This window comes from Bacillus sp. Pc3, assembly GCF_000815145.1.
GTDB classification, from domain to species: Bacteria; Bacillota; Bacilli; order Bacillales; family Bacillaceae; genus Bacillus; species Bacillus velezensis.
Map to the genome: position 1 here is coordinate 165352 of NZ_CP010406.1, position 17891 is coordinate 183242.

Sequence of the window (17891 nt, forward strand, 5' to 3'; positions counted from 1 at the left end):
GAATGCCGCGGCTGCCGCCAGTCGCCTGAAAACAGGAATGAAACCAACTGGAGGGATATGAGTGTCAGAATTCAAACAACAGGAGTTGTTCTGGGGCCGAATGTTTCACACGGAAGACCGTCCTAGTGCATTCCCTTCGTTTCAAATGTCCGACTCAACAGTAAAGCGTGATATAACAAGTGGATCTGACTGTATTCACAGTTCATTGAGTGCGGATGTATCACGGCGCATCCTGACCATGACGAACCAAACGCCAATGGCCGTCTATCTGGTTCTCCTGATCGGAATTGAATCCCTTTTATACAAATACACGGGGGAAGAAGGCGTGATTACAGGGGTTCCAACCTTTGAAGACGAAACTGATGAAGATCTTCGTTCAGACCAGCTCATGTTAATCAAACAGCATATCAATTCCGGCAGTACGTTTAAATCAATTTTCCATGAATTGAAACATACGCTGGACGAAGCGATCTTATATCAGGACGTTCCCTTTGATAAAATGGCCGGACAGCTGAGGCTGAACTACAATGCAAATCATTTGCCAATCATCGATACAGTCGTTTCACTAGAGCAAATTCATCCTGATGGTTTCATAGAAACGGCTGCTGCAGATGCTTTATTCCAGTTTGCTATGGGTGAAGACTTGATTGACATAAAGTTATGTTTTAATGAACAAGTCTATGACCGTCAGTATATGATGCAGGTGCTCGGACATTTAAACCGGCTATTTTCTGTCATATTATTTCAGCCTGAGCTCCCCCTCGGTCAAGTGAATATTTTGCCAGAATCGGAGACACATTCACTTCTCGTTGACAATCAAACTGCGAAAACTGAATATCCGCGGGATAAGACGGTTTATCAGTTATTCGAAGAACAGATGAAACGAACACCGGATCAAGCAGCCGTTATTTACGGAGAAAAGCAATTCACATATCGTCAGCTCAATGAACGTGCCAATCAATTAGCCCGAACGTTAAGGAAAAAGGGGGTAAAGACGGATCGGCTCACTGCGATTATCTGCGAACATGAGATCGAACTGGTCGTGGGAATACTGGCCGTTTTAAAAGCGGGAGGGGCCTATGTGCCAATTGATCCGGATTATCCGAAGCATCGCATACAGTATATAGTAGAAGACTCCCAAGCTGATATCGTCCTGACGCAGAGCCATCTTCAAAAACAGTTGGAACTTGCGGGCACAATGGTTTTCCTCGATCAGGAAAGCTCTTACCACGAAGACGGCTCTGACCTGGAACCGATCAGCAGTACGAAGGATTTGGCCTATGTCATTTATACGTCAGGCTCCACAGGCAAGCCTAAAGGAGTGGCAATTGAGCATCAGGGCTTAACCAATTATATTTGGTGGGCCCGCCGGGTCTATGTCAAAGGGGAAAAAACCAACTTTCCCCTATATTCGTCCATCGCTTTTGATCTGACGATAACGTCTGTTTTTACTCCGCTCATTACAGGAAATGCCATTATTGTCTACGGAGGAGAAAACAGTGCTGCCTTGCTTGATTCCATTATTCAGGATTCAAGGGCGGATATTATCAAGCTGACCCCGGCGCACTTGCAGTTATTGAAAGAGATAAATATCCCTGCTGAGTGCACCATTCGGAAATTCATTGTCGGCGGTGACAATTTAAGCACGCGGCTCGCCCGAAGCATCAGCGGGAAATTCGGCGGAAAAATCGAAATTTTTAACGAATACGGGCCTACAGAGACAGTCGTCGGCTGTATGATTTATTCCTTTGATCCGCAATACGACAGACGGGAATCAGTGCCGATAGGAACCGCCGCGGACAACATGAACATTTTCGTGCTGGATAAGAACATGAAGCCGGTGCCGGCCGGCGTCCCGGGAGAAATATATATCAGCGGGGACGGCATCGCCAGAGGATACTTGAACAGAGCGGAATTAACGGCGGAAAGATTTTTGCAGCACCCCTTTGTACCAGAGGTGAAAATGTACCGGACGGGAGACTTAGCAAGACGGCTGCCGGACGGAAATATCGAATATTTAGGCCGGATCGACCACCAGGTGAAAATCCGCGGTTACCGCATTGAAATCGGGGAAGTCGAATCCGCATTTTTCCAAATACCGCCGATTCAAGAAGCTCTCGTTACGGCACAAGAAACCAACGGGGAAACATCCTTGTGCGCCTATTATACCGCACAGCATTCTTTAACCGCAGGCGAAATTCGGGAGCACCTGTCCCGGCAGCTTCCGTCCTATATGATCCCTGCTTATTTTGTACAGCTGGCAGCGATGCCGCTTACTTCCAACGGAAAAATAGATCGTCAGGCGCTGCCTGCTCCAACGGGAAATCTCACCGGCAATCCTTATACAGCTCCGCGGACAGAACTGGAAAAAATACTGGCCGGGGTGTGGGAATCGGTATTAGGCGCAGAACAGGTCGGAATCGATGACCATTTCTTTGAGCTGGGAGGAGATTCGATTAAGTCGATTCAGGTAACCTCAAGCTTATATCAAGCCGGGTATAAGCTTGACATCAAACACTTGTTCAAACACCCGACGATCTCCGGGCTTGCTCCTTTTATTAAGCCCGTTACCCGAATCGCAGAACAAGGGGAAATCAAAGGCCGTACCTTATTGACGCCGATTCAGCATTGGTTTTTCGCCCGGCAATACCCTGATCCGCACCATTATAATCAATCTGTCATGCTTTATTTTAAAGAGGGGTTGGACGAATCGAAGCTTCAGAAAGTCATGAAGAAGATTGCCGAGCATCACGATGCTTTGCGCATGGTCTATGTTCAGGGAGATCATGAATACGAAGCCAGAACCCGCGGGATCAGTGAAGGAGAATTATTCAGCCTCGACGTATTCTCTTTACTCGAAGAAAACAACCCTGCCGAAACGATAGAAATGATAGCCAATGACATTCAGCAATCCATCCATTTAGCCGATGGTCCGCTCATGAAACTGGGATTGTTTCAATGTCAGGATGGCGATCATTTGCTGATTGCGATTCATCATCTGGTTGTAGATGGCGTATCGTGGAGGATTTTACTTGAGGATATAACGTCAGCTTATGAGCAGCTCCAAAACGGAGAAGCGATCACGCTCCCTAAGAAGACGGATTCCTATCTGTTATGGGCTGAACGATTGAAACGTTATGCAGAAAGCCCGGAATTTGAAGCGAAAAATCAATATTGGCTTGAGCAGAAACATATCTCGCAACACAAATTGCCAGAGGATAATGAGCAGGAGACCGGTCTGGCCGAAGACCGGGAAACGATCATCGTCCAATGGACAGAGGAAGAAACCGAGCGTTTATTAAAAAAATCGAACCGTGCCTATACGACTGACATTAATGATTTATTGCTGACCGGACTCGGAATGGCTGTTCATCGCTGGACAGGGCATGAAGAAATTCATGTTCATCTGGAAGGACACGGCAGGGAATCTGTTTTTCAAGACGTTGATATTTCACGTACGGTGGGCTGGTTCACAACCCAATACCCGGTTTCTCTTCAAATCCAGGCGGACCGGGACATCTCCCAGCGGATTAGGACGGTGAAAGAACAGCTGCGTCAGATTCCCCAAAAAGGAATAGGATATGGCCTGATGAAATATTTGTCCGATCATCCGAAGGCATCAGAATGGACCGGACATCCGGAAATCAGCTTCAATTACCTCGGACAATTTGATCAAGATTTCGAAAATGGAGGAATCGAGGTATCTCCTTACTCCGGAGGGAAAATTGCGAGCGACAGGCACCCCATTGCCTATACGCTTGACATTAACGGCATGATCTCAGACGGTCGGCTGTCATTGGCCATCAGTTACAGCGGTAAACAATATCGAAGAGAAACAATGGAAACATGTGCAGCTCTCTTAAAGAAAAGCCTAAAAGAAGTCATCGAACATTGCGCAGCTCAAGAACACATTCACCTGACGCCAAGCGATATTTCGCTGAAGGACATAACAATCGAGGAATTAGATCAATTTGTTAAGCAAACACAGCATATCGGCGACATTGAAAATATATATCCTTTAACTCCCATGCAGAAAGGTATGCTGTTCCATAGTTTAATCGATTCGGCTTCCAGAGCTTACTTTGAACAAGCCGCTTTTGACCTCAAAGGCGACTTGGATATTGAGGCATTTACAATGAGTTTGTCGCAGCTGGCGGAAAGACACGAGATTCTCCGGACTCATTTTTATACGGAATGGAAAGATCAGCCTTTACAGATCGTATTCCGAAAAAAACCGATCGAAATAACTGTTGAAGATATTCGAAGCATGAAGAATAAACAACGAAACGAGTTCATTGCCGGCTTTGTACAAAAAGATAAGGCAAGAGGATTCGACCTTACCCAAGATGCGTTAATGCGCGTATCAATCCTTCGTACAGAGGACGACCAAGTCCGATTGATATGGAGCTTCCATCATATTTTAATGGATGGCTGGTGTCTGCCTCTTATTACGAAAGAAGTGTTTGAAACCTATTATGAGCTTCTTGAGAGAAGAAAACCGGAGCGGGAAGCCGTCACCCCGTACAGCCGATATATCGAATGGCTAAAAGACCAGGATCATCAGAACGCTTTGGCCTATTGGCAAAAATATTTGGACGGTTATGAAGGACAAACCGTTTTACTGAAAGAACCTGTCTCAAACCAAGCCAAGAAATATCAAAAACAAAGGCTTGCATGCCGGCTCGGAAAGCAGCTGTCAGAAGAAATCAGACAGACTGCAAGCAAGCATCACGTCACCGTGAATACATTCATTCAAAGTGCGTGGGGGCTATTGCTGCAAAGATACAACAACAGTCAGGATGTCGTTTTCGGGTCGGTTGTATCCGGACGCCCGGCAGAAATTCCGGGTATTGAATCCATGGTCGGCTTATTTATCAACACCATTCCCGTACGTATTACCGCTCAGCCTGGAATGACTGTGGAACAAGTGTTGAAAATGAGCCAGGAGCAGGCATTGGCCTCTCAGGCGTATGATACATTTCCGTTGTATGAAATTCAGGCTCAAACCGAACAAAAGCAGCAGCTGATCAGTCATATCATGGTATTTGAAAATTATCCGGTCGAGAAACAAATGGAGCATATGAAACCGAATCGTGACGCGCTGGACATTATCAATTTCCATATGGAAGAGCATACCCATTACGATTTCAATTTCATTGTCATGCCGGCTGGAGAAATCGACATTCATTTTGTATACAATAGCAACGTCTATGATCATGCAAGTGTCAAGCGGATGGAAGAGCATTTTATGCAAATCATTAAGCAGATGGTGAACAGTCAGGCGATTCGCGTCCAAGACTTGGATATACTTACGGGAGATGAACGTTCGCTCCTTATAGAGGCATTTAATGATACGGAAGCAGATTATCCAAAGGAAAAGACGCTTCATCAATTGTTTGAGGAACAAGCACAGCGTACGCCTGATCAAACGGCTGTCGTATACGGGGAAAGCCAGCTGACATACCGGGAACTGAATGAAAGAGCGAATCAACTTGCCCGGACATTGCAATCAGAAGGCGTGCAGCCGGATCAGCCGGTCGGGATTATGGCCGAACGTTCCTTGGAAATGATCGTAGGACTCTTCGGAATCTTAAAAGCCGGCGGCGCGTATGTGCCGATCGACCCGAGCTATCCGGTAGAACGGATTCACTATATATTGGAGGATTCGGATACGAAGCTGTTGTTAGCACAGAGTCACTTGAGAAAAAGCGTGCCTTTTACGGGAAAAATGCTTGACCTGGAAGATCCGCGATTCTCTTGGGAAGATGGTTCAAACTTGAAACAGACGGCCGGACCGAATCACTTAGCTTATGTTATCTATACTTCGGGATCAACAGGCCGACCGAAAGGGGTTATGGTGGAACACCGATCCGTAATCAACCGTCTCGTTTGGATGCAGGAACATTACCCGCTGGATAAGCAGGATGTCATTTTGCAAAAAACCCCAATCACCTTTGATGTATCGGTGTGGGAATTGTTCTGGTGGTCGATGACTGGTTCTAAAGCGGTATTGCTGTCAAACGGAGGAGAAAAGAACCCTGACGTCATTTTAGATACGATTGCGCAGAAAAATGTCACCATTATGCATTTTGTGCCTGCGATGCTGCATGCTTTTCTTGAGTCCATGGAGCAGAAATCCGACGAGGAATTAAAGAGAAAGCTGGCGTCATTAAAATATGTATTTGCAAGCGGCGAGGCTTTGACGCCTGCGCACGTTGCCGGGTTTCATCGCATGATCACACCGGCGGGCGAGGCTCAAATCATTAATTTATACGGACCGACCGAAGCGACGATCGATGTATCGTATTTTGAATGTGAAGCGGGAGAAACGCTTAACTCCGTTCCGATAGGTAAACCGATTTCCAACATTCAATTGTACATCGTACAGCCCGGATCGGAATATTTCCAGCCGCTCGGTGTGGCAGGAGAGCTGTGTATCGCCGGAGACGGGCTCGCTCGGGGCTATTTGAACCGTCCGGAGCTGACAGCTGAGAAGTTTGCAGCTCACCCATTTGAAGCAGGGAAGCGGATGTACCGGACAGGCGACTTGGCAAGATGGCTGCCGGACGGAAATATCGAGTATTTGGGACGAATCGATCATCAAGTGAAAATCCGAGGCTACCGGATAGAACTCGGCGAGATTGAAGCATCTTTATTACAACTCGATGCTGTCAAAGAAGCGGTCGTCATCGCGATTGAAAAAGAGGGCTCAAAGCAGCTGTGCGCTTACTTGTCAGGAGACGAGTCATTAAATACGGCGCAGCTGAAGCGTCATTTGCTGAACAAACTGCCTGCGTATATGATTCCGGCTTATTTTGTACAAGTAGAGAAGATGCCGATAACTGCTAATGGAAAAATCGATCGAAAAGCTTTGCCGGCTCCTGAGGGAAATAGGCTTACCGGAACCGAATACACAGCGCCAGGAACGTTAATTGAAAAGCAGCTGGCCGATATATGGAAGGATATTTTAGCTCTGCCTGACCCCGGGATTAAAGATCACTTCTTTGACGTTGGCGGCCATTCACTTAAAGTATTGCAGCTCATTCATCAAATTAACGCCGGTATGGGACTCAACATGCATTATCAAGCCGTATACGATTTTCCTACCATCGAAACAATGGCACGCGCCATTCAAGCGGCAGTTTTCGAATCCGAGACGGATCATAACGTATTCGTCAAGCTGAACCAGGAAGATTCAATCCCTGTGTTCTGTTTCCCGCCTTTAATCGGATATGGACTCGTTTATAATGAAATGGCGAAAAGACTTGACGGCGTCAGCACCGTCTATGCTGCTGATTTCTTAGAAGAGCCGTCTCATGAGAAAGAAATCGTTGACCGATATGCAGAAAGCATGATACGCATTCAGGAACAAGGGCCTTTTGTTTTGCTTGGTTACTCTTCGGGATCGAATTTGGCTTTTGAGGCTGCTAAAGCTTTGGAGAAGCGAGGCCGCACCGTATCTGATGTGATTATGCTGGATTCTAAAATAACCACTTCTGTAACTCATTTATCGGAAGAGGAAATCGAAGAGATCGTCCATCTGAATATGGACATTATTCCGGACTATTACAGAGAAATATTAACCATTCCTTCGATTAAGGATAAAATCAGAGGCTATCTTGCGTACCACAATGAAGTGATCAATTCCGGCGCCGTTAACGCCAACATCCATCATTTGCTATGCGGCGATGTAACCGATGATAGGGGCTGGACACAATCAACAGCACAGCATTATCTTGAGTACAAATTAAAAGGAGATCACGTGACGATCTTTGAACCTCACAACATCGAAGAAAATGCGGAAGCCATTCGATCTATTATTAAAAAGATTGAAGAACGGCATCATCACGGACTTGTTCTTGAAGAACAACTGTCAATGGGATCGTTTGCGGGGGACGCAAAGTTTGACAAAATGTAAATGATCAAGTGTAAAACGCCGCTGGCCTGGCACTCAGCGGCGTTTTTATTAAAAAGGCGAGAGTCATACTCCTGTGTTCGCAAGGTTTACTCCAGAGCCGTTCTCCATGACCAGTTGTCATCAAATGGTAAAAAAATCATCATACATTTTAAGGAAAAAGGAGGATGTCAAGTTATTAGAAAAAAGTGTAGCGTATGTTTATGGGTACTAGCTCTATTATTGAGTTGCTTAACTGCGGAGTCTGCTTTTTACTGCCGGTACTGCAATTTGTTCTCAGATGGTAAAAGTTGCCTAAATTTTTAAAAAAAGGAGGAGCGTTAAGTTATGTGTAAAAAATGTTGGGTATGCCTATGGGTCCTTGCTTTATTATTGAGCTGTTTACCTGGGGAATATGCGAATGCGGTAAGCATTCCAATTGCAAAACATGTTGGGAATTCAAATCCGCTTATAGACCATCATCTGGGCGCAGATCCGTTTGCGCTGACCTATAACGGAAGAGTCTACATCTATATGTCAAGCGATGACTATGAATATAACAGCGACGGCACGATTAAGGATAATTCATTTGCCAATTTGAATAAAATATCCGTCATATCTTCAGCGGATATGGTGAACTGGACAGATCACGGAGCGATTCCCGCAGCGGGTGCCAATGGGGTGAATGGCGGCCGGGGGATTGCCAAATGGGCAGGAGCATCATGGGCCCCGTCAGCCGCGGTGAAAAAGATCAACGGTAAGGATAAATTTTTCCTTTATTTCGCAAACGGCGGCGGAGGTATCGGGGTTCTCACCGCAGACAGCCCGACCGGCCCATGGACAGATCCGATCGGAAAACCGCTGGTGACGCCAAGTACACCAGGAATGTCCGGCGTTGTATGGCTTTTTGATCCGGCAGTATTCGTAGATGATGACGGTACCGGTTACCTATATGCCGGCGGAGGCATCCCTGGAGGTTCAAATCCAACGCAGGGGCAATGGGCCAATCCTAAAACAGCAAGAGTCATGAAATTAGGGCCTGATATGACCAGTGTTGCCGGAAGTGCATCTACGATCGATGCGCCTTTCATGTTTGAAGATTCGGGAATGCACAAATATAACGGGACATATTACTATTCCTATTGCATCAATTTCAGCGGCGCGCACCCGGCCGATAAACCCCCGGGTGAGATCGGCTACATGACCAGCTCAAGTCCCATGGGTCCCTTTACATATAGAGGGCACTTTCTGAAAAATCCGGGTGCATTTTTCGGAGGCGGCGGAAACAACCATCATGCCGTTTTCAATTTTAAAAACGAGTGGTACACGGTGTATCATACTCAAACTGTCAGCTCCGCTCTGTTCGGGGCCGGCAAAGGATACCGTTCTCCCCATATAAATAAGGTTGTGCATAATCCAGATGGCTCCCTGCAAGAGGTAGCGGCAAATTTTGCAGGTGTCAAACAGCTATCCAACTTGAATCCATATCACCGGGTAGAAGCGGAAACGTTTGCCTGGAACGGACGGATTTTGACAGAGGCATCCTCAGCACCCGGCGGGCCGGTCAATAATCAACATGTCACAAACATTCATAACGGAGACTGGATTGCTGTAGGAAATGCAGACTTCGGGTCAGACGGTGCCAGGACGTTTAAAGCAAATGTAGCATCCGCTCTTGGCGGAAAAATAGAAGTGCGTCTCGATAGTCCAACAGGTAAGCTTGCGGGAACACTGAATGTCCCTTCCACAGGCGGAACGCAATCTTGGAGAGAAATAGAAACTGCGGTAAGCGGCGCAGCCGGTGTACACAACGTATTCTTTGTATTTACCGGAACAGGTTCAGGAAACTTGTTTAACTTTGATTATTGGCAGTTTACGCAAAAATAGCATCAGTACTGTGATTTAAAAGCAGGACAGAACACATTTTTCTAATACGGTAAAAGACAGATAAAGGAGAGGAAAAAATGATGTCGAGCGTAAAAAAAACAATTTGTCTATTATTAGTATGTTTCACTACGCTGTCAGTAATGTTAATGGGCCCAGGCGCTGCTGAGGTCTTGGCGGCAAGTGATGCAACAGTTAATATATCTGCAGAAAGACAAGTGATTCGCGGTTTTGGAGGAATGAACCACCCGGCTTGGATTGGAGACTTGACTGCGGCTCAACGGGAGACCGCTTTTGGCAATGGACAGAATCAGTTAGGTTTTTCGGTCTTAAGAATTCATGTAGATGAAAATAGAAATAATTGGTACAAGGAAGTGGAGACTGCAAAGAGTGCGATCAAACATGGAGCAATCGTTTTTGCTTCCCCTTGGAATCCGCCAAACGATATGGTTGAGACTTTCAATCATAATGGTGACACAACAGCTAAGCGGCTGAGATACGATAAGTACGCCGCATACGCGCAGCATCTTAACGATTTCGTTAATTTCATGAAGAGTAATGGTGTGAATCTGTATGCGATTTCTATGCAAAACGAGCCTGATTACGCTCACGAATGGACATGGTGGACGCCCCAAGAAATCCTGCGTTTCATGAGAGAGAATGCCGGTTCCATTAATGCCCGCGTGATTGCGCCGGAATCATTTCAATACCTGAAAAATATATCGGACCCCATTTTGAATGATCCGCAGGCGCTTAGGAATATGGATATCCTCGGAACCCACCTGTACGGCACTCAGGTCAGTCAGTTTCCTTATCCTCTTTTCAAACAAAAAGGAGGAGGGAAAGAGCTATGGATGACGGAGGTATACTATCCGAATAGTGACAACAATTCAGCGGATCGCTGGCCTGAGGCTTTAGGTGTTTCAGAGCATATTCATCATTCAATGGTAGAGGGAGATTTTCAAGCTTATGTGTGGTGGTACATCCGCAGATCATACGGCCCTATGAAAGAAGATGGGATGATCAGCAAACGCGGATACAACATGGCTCATTTCTCAAAATTTGTGCGCCCAGGCTATGTAAGGATTGATGCAACGAAAAATCCTGAACCGAATGTTTACGTGTCAGCCTATAAAGGAGACAATAAAGTCGTGATTGTTGCCATTAATAAAAATAACACAGGGGTCAACCAAAACTTCGTGTTGCAGAATGGAACTGCTTCGCAAGTATCCAGATGGATCACGAGCAGCAGCAGCAATCTTCAACCTGGAACGGATCTCAAAGTAACGGACAATCATTTTTGGGCCCATCTTCCGGCTCAAAGCGTGACAACATTTGTTGTAAAGCGTTAAAGGCATCAGCATCGCAATAAGCCAATTTTCTTACTCAATAAAGAAAATTGGCTTATTTTCTGTGGGAGAGAAGTGTTGATTTTTAACGATACACGGACATTGGGTATAATAATGACAATGACTTCAAGGAGTGATCAATATATGTCACGGCTTCACAGCAAAGTATTAATCATAGACGATGAAAAAGAAATTTTGGAACTGATCAAAACCGTATTAATAAGAGAAGGCATTGATCGCGTAGTGACCGCTTCGACTGCCCGTGACGGATTGGCTCAATTTCATCAAGAAAATCCCGATCTGGTGATATTGGATATCATGCTGCCAGACGGTGAAGGCTATGATATCTGCAAGCAAATAAGAGACATTTCACACGTTCCTATTATCTTTTTGTCTGCAAAGGGGGAGGAAACGGATAAAATTGTAGGACTTGCCATCGGCGGGGACGACTACATTACAAAACCCTTCAGCCCTAAGGAAGTTGCATACCGGGTCAAAGCGCAGCTGAGACGGGTCTCTTACTTACAGCCTTCTCAAACCGGAACCGTAATAAAAAAAGGGCCATTTGAATTAAACCAACAACAAGCCGAGCTCACCAAAAATGGAGCGGCTATTGAGTTAACACCTAAAGAACTTATGCTTATGACCTATTTTCTGCAGCATCCCAATCGGGTGATCAGTAAAGAAACACTCTATCAAGCTGTATGGGGAGAAGATTTCTTCGGTTCTGACAACACGGTGATGGTTCATATACGCAGGCTCCGTGAGAAAATAGAAAACACCCCGTCAAAACCAGACTTTCTCGTCACTGTGAAAGGGTTAGGCTACAAATTTGTTGTAAAGGATGCATAAGGATGAATTGGCGATTAACAGGCAGATATATGGTCTCTGTCATTATCGTGACCATCATTACAGTCTTCATTAATTTATTTATTTTTATGTTTTGGCTCGTTTTCCAGGCGAACAGCCAACATGACGAAGAAAGTACACCGGAAACTTTCACAAGATCATTCCGACAATATGTCACGTTATCGAACAATGGTATCACGGTAAACAAAGAGGGCCAAAAAGCTTTAAAAGAGCAGAATGCATGGATTCAAATATTAGATGAAAACGGACAGGATGTTTATCATGATAGAGAACCTAAAGGACTGAAGAAAAAATATACGCCTATTGAAATTGTAAATTTACATAAATATAAGGATGAACAATTATTATCAACCATTTACGCCGGCGGAAAAAAAGTAAACGGCAAGGAGTACAGTTACTTTATAGGGTTTAAAAATCCCTCTCTCGGAAAATTTGTCCTCTCATATGATACCAAGGAATTTGTGACGAAGTTCAATGCAGGAACCATCATATTATTATCAATAGATGCATTGATCGCGTTAGTCATTGGCTATCTATTCAGCCGGCAGCTCACAAAACCGCTCGGCCGTGTCATTCAAGGAATCCAGCGGTTAGCTAATGGAGATTATACGATCAACATGAAACCCAAAGGCATTTATAAAGATGTCTTCTATAATGTCAATCATTTATCGGAACAACTATCTTCAAGCAAAAAAGAAAAAGATAAATTAGAGCAAATGCGTGAAGAGTGGATCAGTCATATTTCTCATGACATTAAAACACCATTAGCATCTATTCAAGGCTATGCAGAAATCATCAAAGATCCAAATTACCATCTCACAGCCGAACAGGTCAGAGAGTACGCCCAGATCATTGAGAGTAAATCCCTCTATATGAAAGATGTGATGGAAGATTTAAATTTAACGACAAGGCTGAAAAACAACGATGTGATGTTACATACAGAACGGGTAAACCTTGTATCGCTGCTGCGGGAAACGTTAATTGATATGTTAAACGATTCTAGATATGCGGATAAGTCCATTGAACTTCAAACGAACGTGGAAAAGCTGATGCTGAACCTTGATGCGATATTGATTAGGAGAGCGGTCACGAATCTCATTTTAAATGCCCTCGTTCACAATGATCCTGATGTGAAGATCGTTGTACAGCTTGAACAAAAAGAACGGACCCATGTGACAATTAAGGACAATGGCAAAGGGATAGAAGAAGAGGAGCTGGAAAAAGTGTTTGATCGCTATTACAGGGGGACAAATACAGGAACGACGCATGCAGGCTCTGGTCTTGGAATGGCCATAGCAAAGGATATTATCCAAAAGCACGGAGGGGACATCACCATTCACAGCACCGCGGGAGAAGGGACAACGATAGATATACAATTATCATAATGGCTATACAAAAAAAACGGTTCTGCTGATTAAAAACAGAACCGTTTTTTCCTATTGTTCCGAAAACACTTTGATTCCTTTGACAATGTTCCAAATGAAAAAATAGATCGCCACAAGGAATGTAACAGCATACGTCGCAAGCAGGAAAGGCCCGGCGTGCCTGATATCATTCATACCAAGTAAACCTGAAGCGATGATGCCAATTCCAAAAATCAAATAAGGAATCAGATGCGTCCACAAAGATTTTTTCGCATGATATTTCACATCATCCTGGCCTAAGAAATAGACGATAATCGGAAACAGAAACGGCGCAAAAAATATACTGAAGTAACATAATGAAGACAACATTTTATTTTCTCTCAAACCTTTTCACCTCTATGATTTATTGAAGGGGGAATTCTTCTGGCTGAATCCCTCACTGAAGTACAATCTTATTGTACAACTCCAACCTTAACCCGTATTAATCCGAACCTTACATCAACCTTAAATTAACAAGGACTCGTCTTCTTACAGCAATCATAAGATTCAATGCCATACTGAGACTCATCACATTCAGCGTGTCTACGTTGGAAATACATTTAATTTTTCGATTCGATTGAAAAATGACGTGTAAAGTCCCGATTCAGCCCGGTTTTCTTTGTTCTATATGTGTCAGGTGTGTCTTATTCAATAGAGATAGAGCAAATTGACAGACTTTAACACCTCCCAAAAACAAGAAATTAGGTTGATAGACAATCATGAGAAAGATTTTTACAATGAGTTCGAGCTCATAAGAAAGAGCCAAAATGATGCGAAGGAGGAAAAGATCAGATATGAAACGGTCAATTTCTATTTTTATTACGTGTTTATTGATTGCGGTATTGACAATGGGCGGCTTGCTGCCTTCGCCGGCATCAGCAGCAGAGACAAAAACGCCAGTAGCCAAGAATGGTCAGCTTAGCATAAAAGGTACACAGCTCGTAAACCGAGACGGTAAAGCGGTACAACTGAAAGGGATCAGTTCACATGGATTGCAATGGTATGGAGATTTCGTCAATAAAGACAGCTTAAAATGGCTGAGAGACGATTGGGGCATAACCGTTTTCCGCGCGGCGATGTATACGGCAGATGGCGGTTATATTGACAACCCGTCCGTGAAAAATAAAGTAAAAGAAGCGGTTGAAGCGGCAAAAGAACTTGGGATATATGTCATCATTGACTGGCATATTTTAAATGACGGCAACCCAAACCAAAATAAAGAGAAGGCAAAAGAATTTTTCAAGGAAATGTCAAGTCTTTACGGAAACACGCCGAACGTCATTTATGAAATTGCAAACGAACCAAACGGTGACGTGAACTGGAAGCGTGATATTAAACCGTATGCGGAAGAAGTGATTTCCGTTATCCGCAAAAATGATCCAGACAACATTATCATTGTCGGAACCGGTACATGGAGCCAGGATGTGAATGATGCTGCCGATGACCAGTTAAAAGATGCAAACGTCATGTACGCGCTTCATTTTTATGCCGGCACACACGGCCAATTTTTACGGGATAAAGCAAACTACGCACTCAGCAAAGGAGCGCCTATTTTCGTGACGGAATGGGGAACAAGCGATGCGTCTGGAAATGGCGGTGTATTCCTAGACCAGTCGCGGGAATGGCTGAATTATCTCGACAGCAAGAACATCAGCTGGGTGAACTGGAATCTTTCTGATAAGCAGGAATCATCTTCGGCTTTAAAGCCGGGAGCATCTAAAACAGGCGGCTGGCCGCTTACAGATTTAACTGCTTCAGGAACATTCGTAAGAGAAAACATTCGCGGTACTAAAGATTTAACGAAGGACGGCCCTGAAACGCCAGCACAAGATAACCCCACACAGGAAAAAGGCGTTTCTGTACAATACAAAGCAGGGGATGGGCGTGTGAACAGCAATCAAATCCGCCCGCAGCTTCACATAAAAAATAACGGCAATGCGACGGTTGATTTAAAAGATGTCACTGCCCGTTATTGGTATAACGCGAAAAACAAAGGCCAAAACGTTGACTGTGACTACGCGCAGATGGGATGCGGCAATCTGACCCACAAGTTTGTGACGCTGCATAAACCTAAGCAAGGTGCAGATACCTATCTGGAACTGGGGTTTAAAACAGGAACGCTGTCACCGGGAGCAAGCACAGGGAATATTCAGCTTCGTCTTCACAATGATGACTGGAGCAATTATGCACAAAGCGGCGATTATTCCTTTTTCCAATCAAATACGTTTAAAACAACGAAAAAAATCACATTATATCATCAAGGAAAACTGATTTGGGGAACAGAACCCAATTAGTAAGCTTAAGGCGGACATCAGCAACGATGTCCGCTTTTGTCATCTTAAACAGCAATACAAGGAGGTTTACGTGGCGGATGAACTCTGAAACAGTATATGGGCCTGTACAAATGTTGTTAGCAATCTCAAGAAAGCCAAGGAGTAGATATGATTCACTGAACATATGATGTAATCGTTTCACAGTTTTGAAAAGCGTTTATAGCGCAATGTATGTATTTCACATCCGCCACATTTTTTACGTAAGGGGGAACAAGAGAATGAAAAGGTATGACGCATTTCCAGAGCCAATTGGCGGCTATACTGTCGGCCGAATCCAGATGGATTTTGAGTACACGGCATCAGATCATACAAAAAGAGAACTGACGGCGTTTGTATACTATCCGTCCGACAGCAGCGAAGGTAAGACTACATCAGCGTACATGTTTCCTGAAGTTTGCGATCGGATGTCATTATGGCGTTTTCTGAAGATCCGGAGATGCTGGCTTTGGCTGGTAAGATGGAGATGCGGCCCGACGATGAAACTGCCATTGAGATGTGTCAAAACGTGCTTACACTGCCGATACTTGACAAGTTAACAGAGTATAGTGAATTACAGGCAGAAGGTGTAAGGTATGTAGCCGATTATCTTGTCAAATTGGATTCTGGAGAGCTGAATTCCATCTTTAAGGGCAGATTGTTGCTTGACATCGGCATGGGCATAGTCGGACATTCTTATGGAGGGCCGACGACGGCGATTGTTTGCGGGGACGACGACCGGTTCGCCTGCGGGATTGGCTTGGATAGCGGAGCGTTCGGCCTTCAGGGCAGCGACATTAAGAAACCCTTTTTGCTGCTGTTTTCTGAACCGAACTATAACATGAATGCGATCATTGGCGCTAACAATAGCATGGATACCTATTATTTCTCTGTTGATCGTGCTGCGCATTTAGATTACTGCGACATCGTGTTTACCAGTGTGAATGAGGAACTTAGAGCGAACGGGATGCCATGGAGATGCGAAATCTTGTTACAGACTATACGAAGAACTTTTTTGATCATTACATCCTGCAGAAGGCTGCAAGTGTGGAAAGTCTGGCATACGATGGCGTGGACTTGATCAAGAAGACCAGCAACAAGTGACATAACCGATTAAAATACTCAAACTGAAAAACCTTTATGACCAACTTAATTTATTAAGGACGTAGAGTTTTTTTAATATTACCTTACAAAAAGGGGATGTTCTTAGAATATGGATCCACTTTTATATTCTCTTCACAATTCCTAGTTTACATAATATATATTCTAGGAAGTTAAATAGTAAATAAAAAATTTTGTCTCATTATCCTAAGTATACTTAGATATTGAGACAAAATGAGAAAAAATAGGACTTATTACGATTTATCTTCGCTATATACTATGAATAAGACTTATTCATTCATATACGTAACAAACTCCGCCTTCTGTAGTTACACACTCAAAATCTTCCCAATAATATTTTCCTTCACTGTCTCTAAAGAAAATTCTAACAGTATCATTACCAAGCCATCTGTATTCTTCAACCTTATCATCAAATTGTTTGTTTCGAATTGGGATTAAATTTCCTGGTTTAGTTGCTGCATCAGCCGCTTGTACTCCAGATACTAGCAAGGCCCCCACCAGTGCTGTAGCTCCTGCTATCTTCTTGAATTTACTTTTTAACATTTTTATTGCCCCCTTTTGATTTGTTGCCTGCTGCTTACTCACTTAGCAGGCAATCTGATTTTATCACCTTGCAAGAGGGAAATTTGTCATATTTTGTAGATGAGAGTATTATTTTTGGAAAAAATACAAAATTATGGCGATTCTTTTCCATTCTTGAATTCTGAAACTTTTCGAAGGGCTTCTGATAGCGATTCTTTTTGCAAATATGCTTACATAAAAAACCGGCGTGTTGGCCGGTCCTTTCTTCTAGAACAAAATGTACCCTTCTTGATACTTCGTGAGGAAGCATTAAAGCCTTTATTAAGCCTCGTAATTTCTGCTGTTTGAACCTAAATTTCTAAAGAGTAAAGAAGAAAGCAGAGCTAACACAAAATAAACAACTACAAATCCGCCCCAGAAAATTATTGCTTGATCAAAAGGTAAGCCAAACATTCTAAAGATTACTCTATGAACGACCCCTGTAATAATAATCAGGACACTTGTAGACAGTGCAAAAGTAATATGTTTCATTTAGAAC

9 protein-coding genes and 1 pseudogene are annotated in these 17891 nt (G+C 43.9%); 7 read left to right on the forward strand and 3 right to left on the reverse strand.

Annotation, left to right across the window (positions count from 1 at the left end; translation table 11 throughout):
* Positions 1-61: 61 nt before the first annotated feature.
* From SB24_RS00575 to SB24_RS00595, 5 genes are all read left to right on the forward strand, one after another.
* Positions 62-7918 carry a non-ribosomal peptide synthetase gene (locus SB24_RS00575; protein ID WP_039251357.1) on the forward strand — a complete coding sequence of 2619 codons (7857 nt, stop codon included), beginning with the start codon at positions 62-64 and terminating at the stop codon, positions 7916-7918.
* Between the two features lie 324 nt (positions 7919-8242).
* Complete coding sequence (locus SB24_RS00580; protein WP_039251359.1) at positions 8243-9781, forward strand: glycoside hydrolase family 43 protein; 1539 nt, start codon at positions 8243-8245, stop codon at positions 9779-9781.
* 77 nt (positions 9782-9858) lie between these two features.
* Positions 9859-11130 carry a glucuronoarabinoxylan endo-1,4-beta-xylanase XynC gene (locus tag SB24_RS00585; protein WP_039251362.1) on the forward strand — a complete coding sequence of 424 codons (1272 nt, stop codon included), beginning with the start codon at positions 9859-9861 and terminating at the stop codon, positions 11128-11130.
* A 141-nt stretch (positions 11131-11271) separates the two neighbouring features.
* The gene (locus SB24_RS00590; RefSeq protein WP_017417897.1) at positions 11272-11979 is read left to right on the forward strand and encodes a response regulator transcription factor; all 708 of its coding nucleotides are present in this window, start codon (positions 11272-11274) and stop codon (positions 11977-11979) included.
* 2 nt (positions 11980-11981) lie between these two features.
* The gene (locus SB24_RS00595) at positions 11982-13382 is read left to right on the forward strand and encodes a sensor histidine kinase (protein ID WP_031379071.1); all 1401 of its coding nucleotides are present in this window, start codon (positions 11982-11984) and stop codon (positions 13380-13382) included.
* A 51-nt stretch (positions 13383-13433) separates the two neighbouring features.
* Here SB24_RS00595 and SB24_RS00600 read toward each other — a convergent pair whose 3' ends face one another.
* Positions 13434-13745, reverse strand: coding sequence for a magnetosome magnetite crystal formation protein family (locus SB24_RS00600; protein WP_007410147.1), 312 nt, complete (start codon positions 13743-13745; stop codon positions 13434-13436).
* Positions 13746-14194: 449 nt separating this feature from the next.
* Here SB24_RS00600 and SB24_RS00605 point away from each other — a divergent pair, with 449 nt between their 5' ends.
* The gene (locus tag SB24_RS00605; protein ID WP_039251371.1) at positions 14195-15694 is read left to right on the forward strand and encodes a cellulase family glycosylhydrolase; all 1500 of its coding nucleotides are present in this window, start codon (positions 14195-14197) and stop codon (positions 15692-15694) included.
* 257 nt (positions 15695-15951) lie between these two features.
* Positions 15952-16813: pseudogene (locus SB24_RS00610) on the forward strand (alpha/beta hydrolase).
* Positions 16814-17104: 291 nt separating this feature from the next.
* Here the strand turns inward: SB24_RS00610 and SB24_RS00615 are convergent.
* Both SB24_RS00615 and SB24_RS00620 read right to left on the reverse strand, forming a co-directional pair.
* Entirely contained in the window at positions 17105-17374 is a 270-nt protein-coding gene (locus tag SB24_RS00615; protein ID WP_052250225.1) for a hypothetical protein, read from the reverse strand.
* 300 nt (positions 17375-17674) lie between these two features.
* Complete coding sequence (locus SB24_RS00620; protein ID WP_031379075.1) at positions 17675-17884, reverse strand: bacteriocin-like WGxF protein; 210 nt, start codon at positions 17882-17884, stop codon at positions 17675-17677.
* Between the last annotated feature and the right edge of the window lie 7 nt (positions 17885-17891).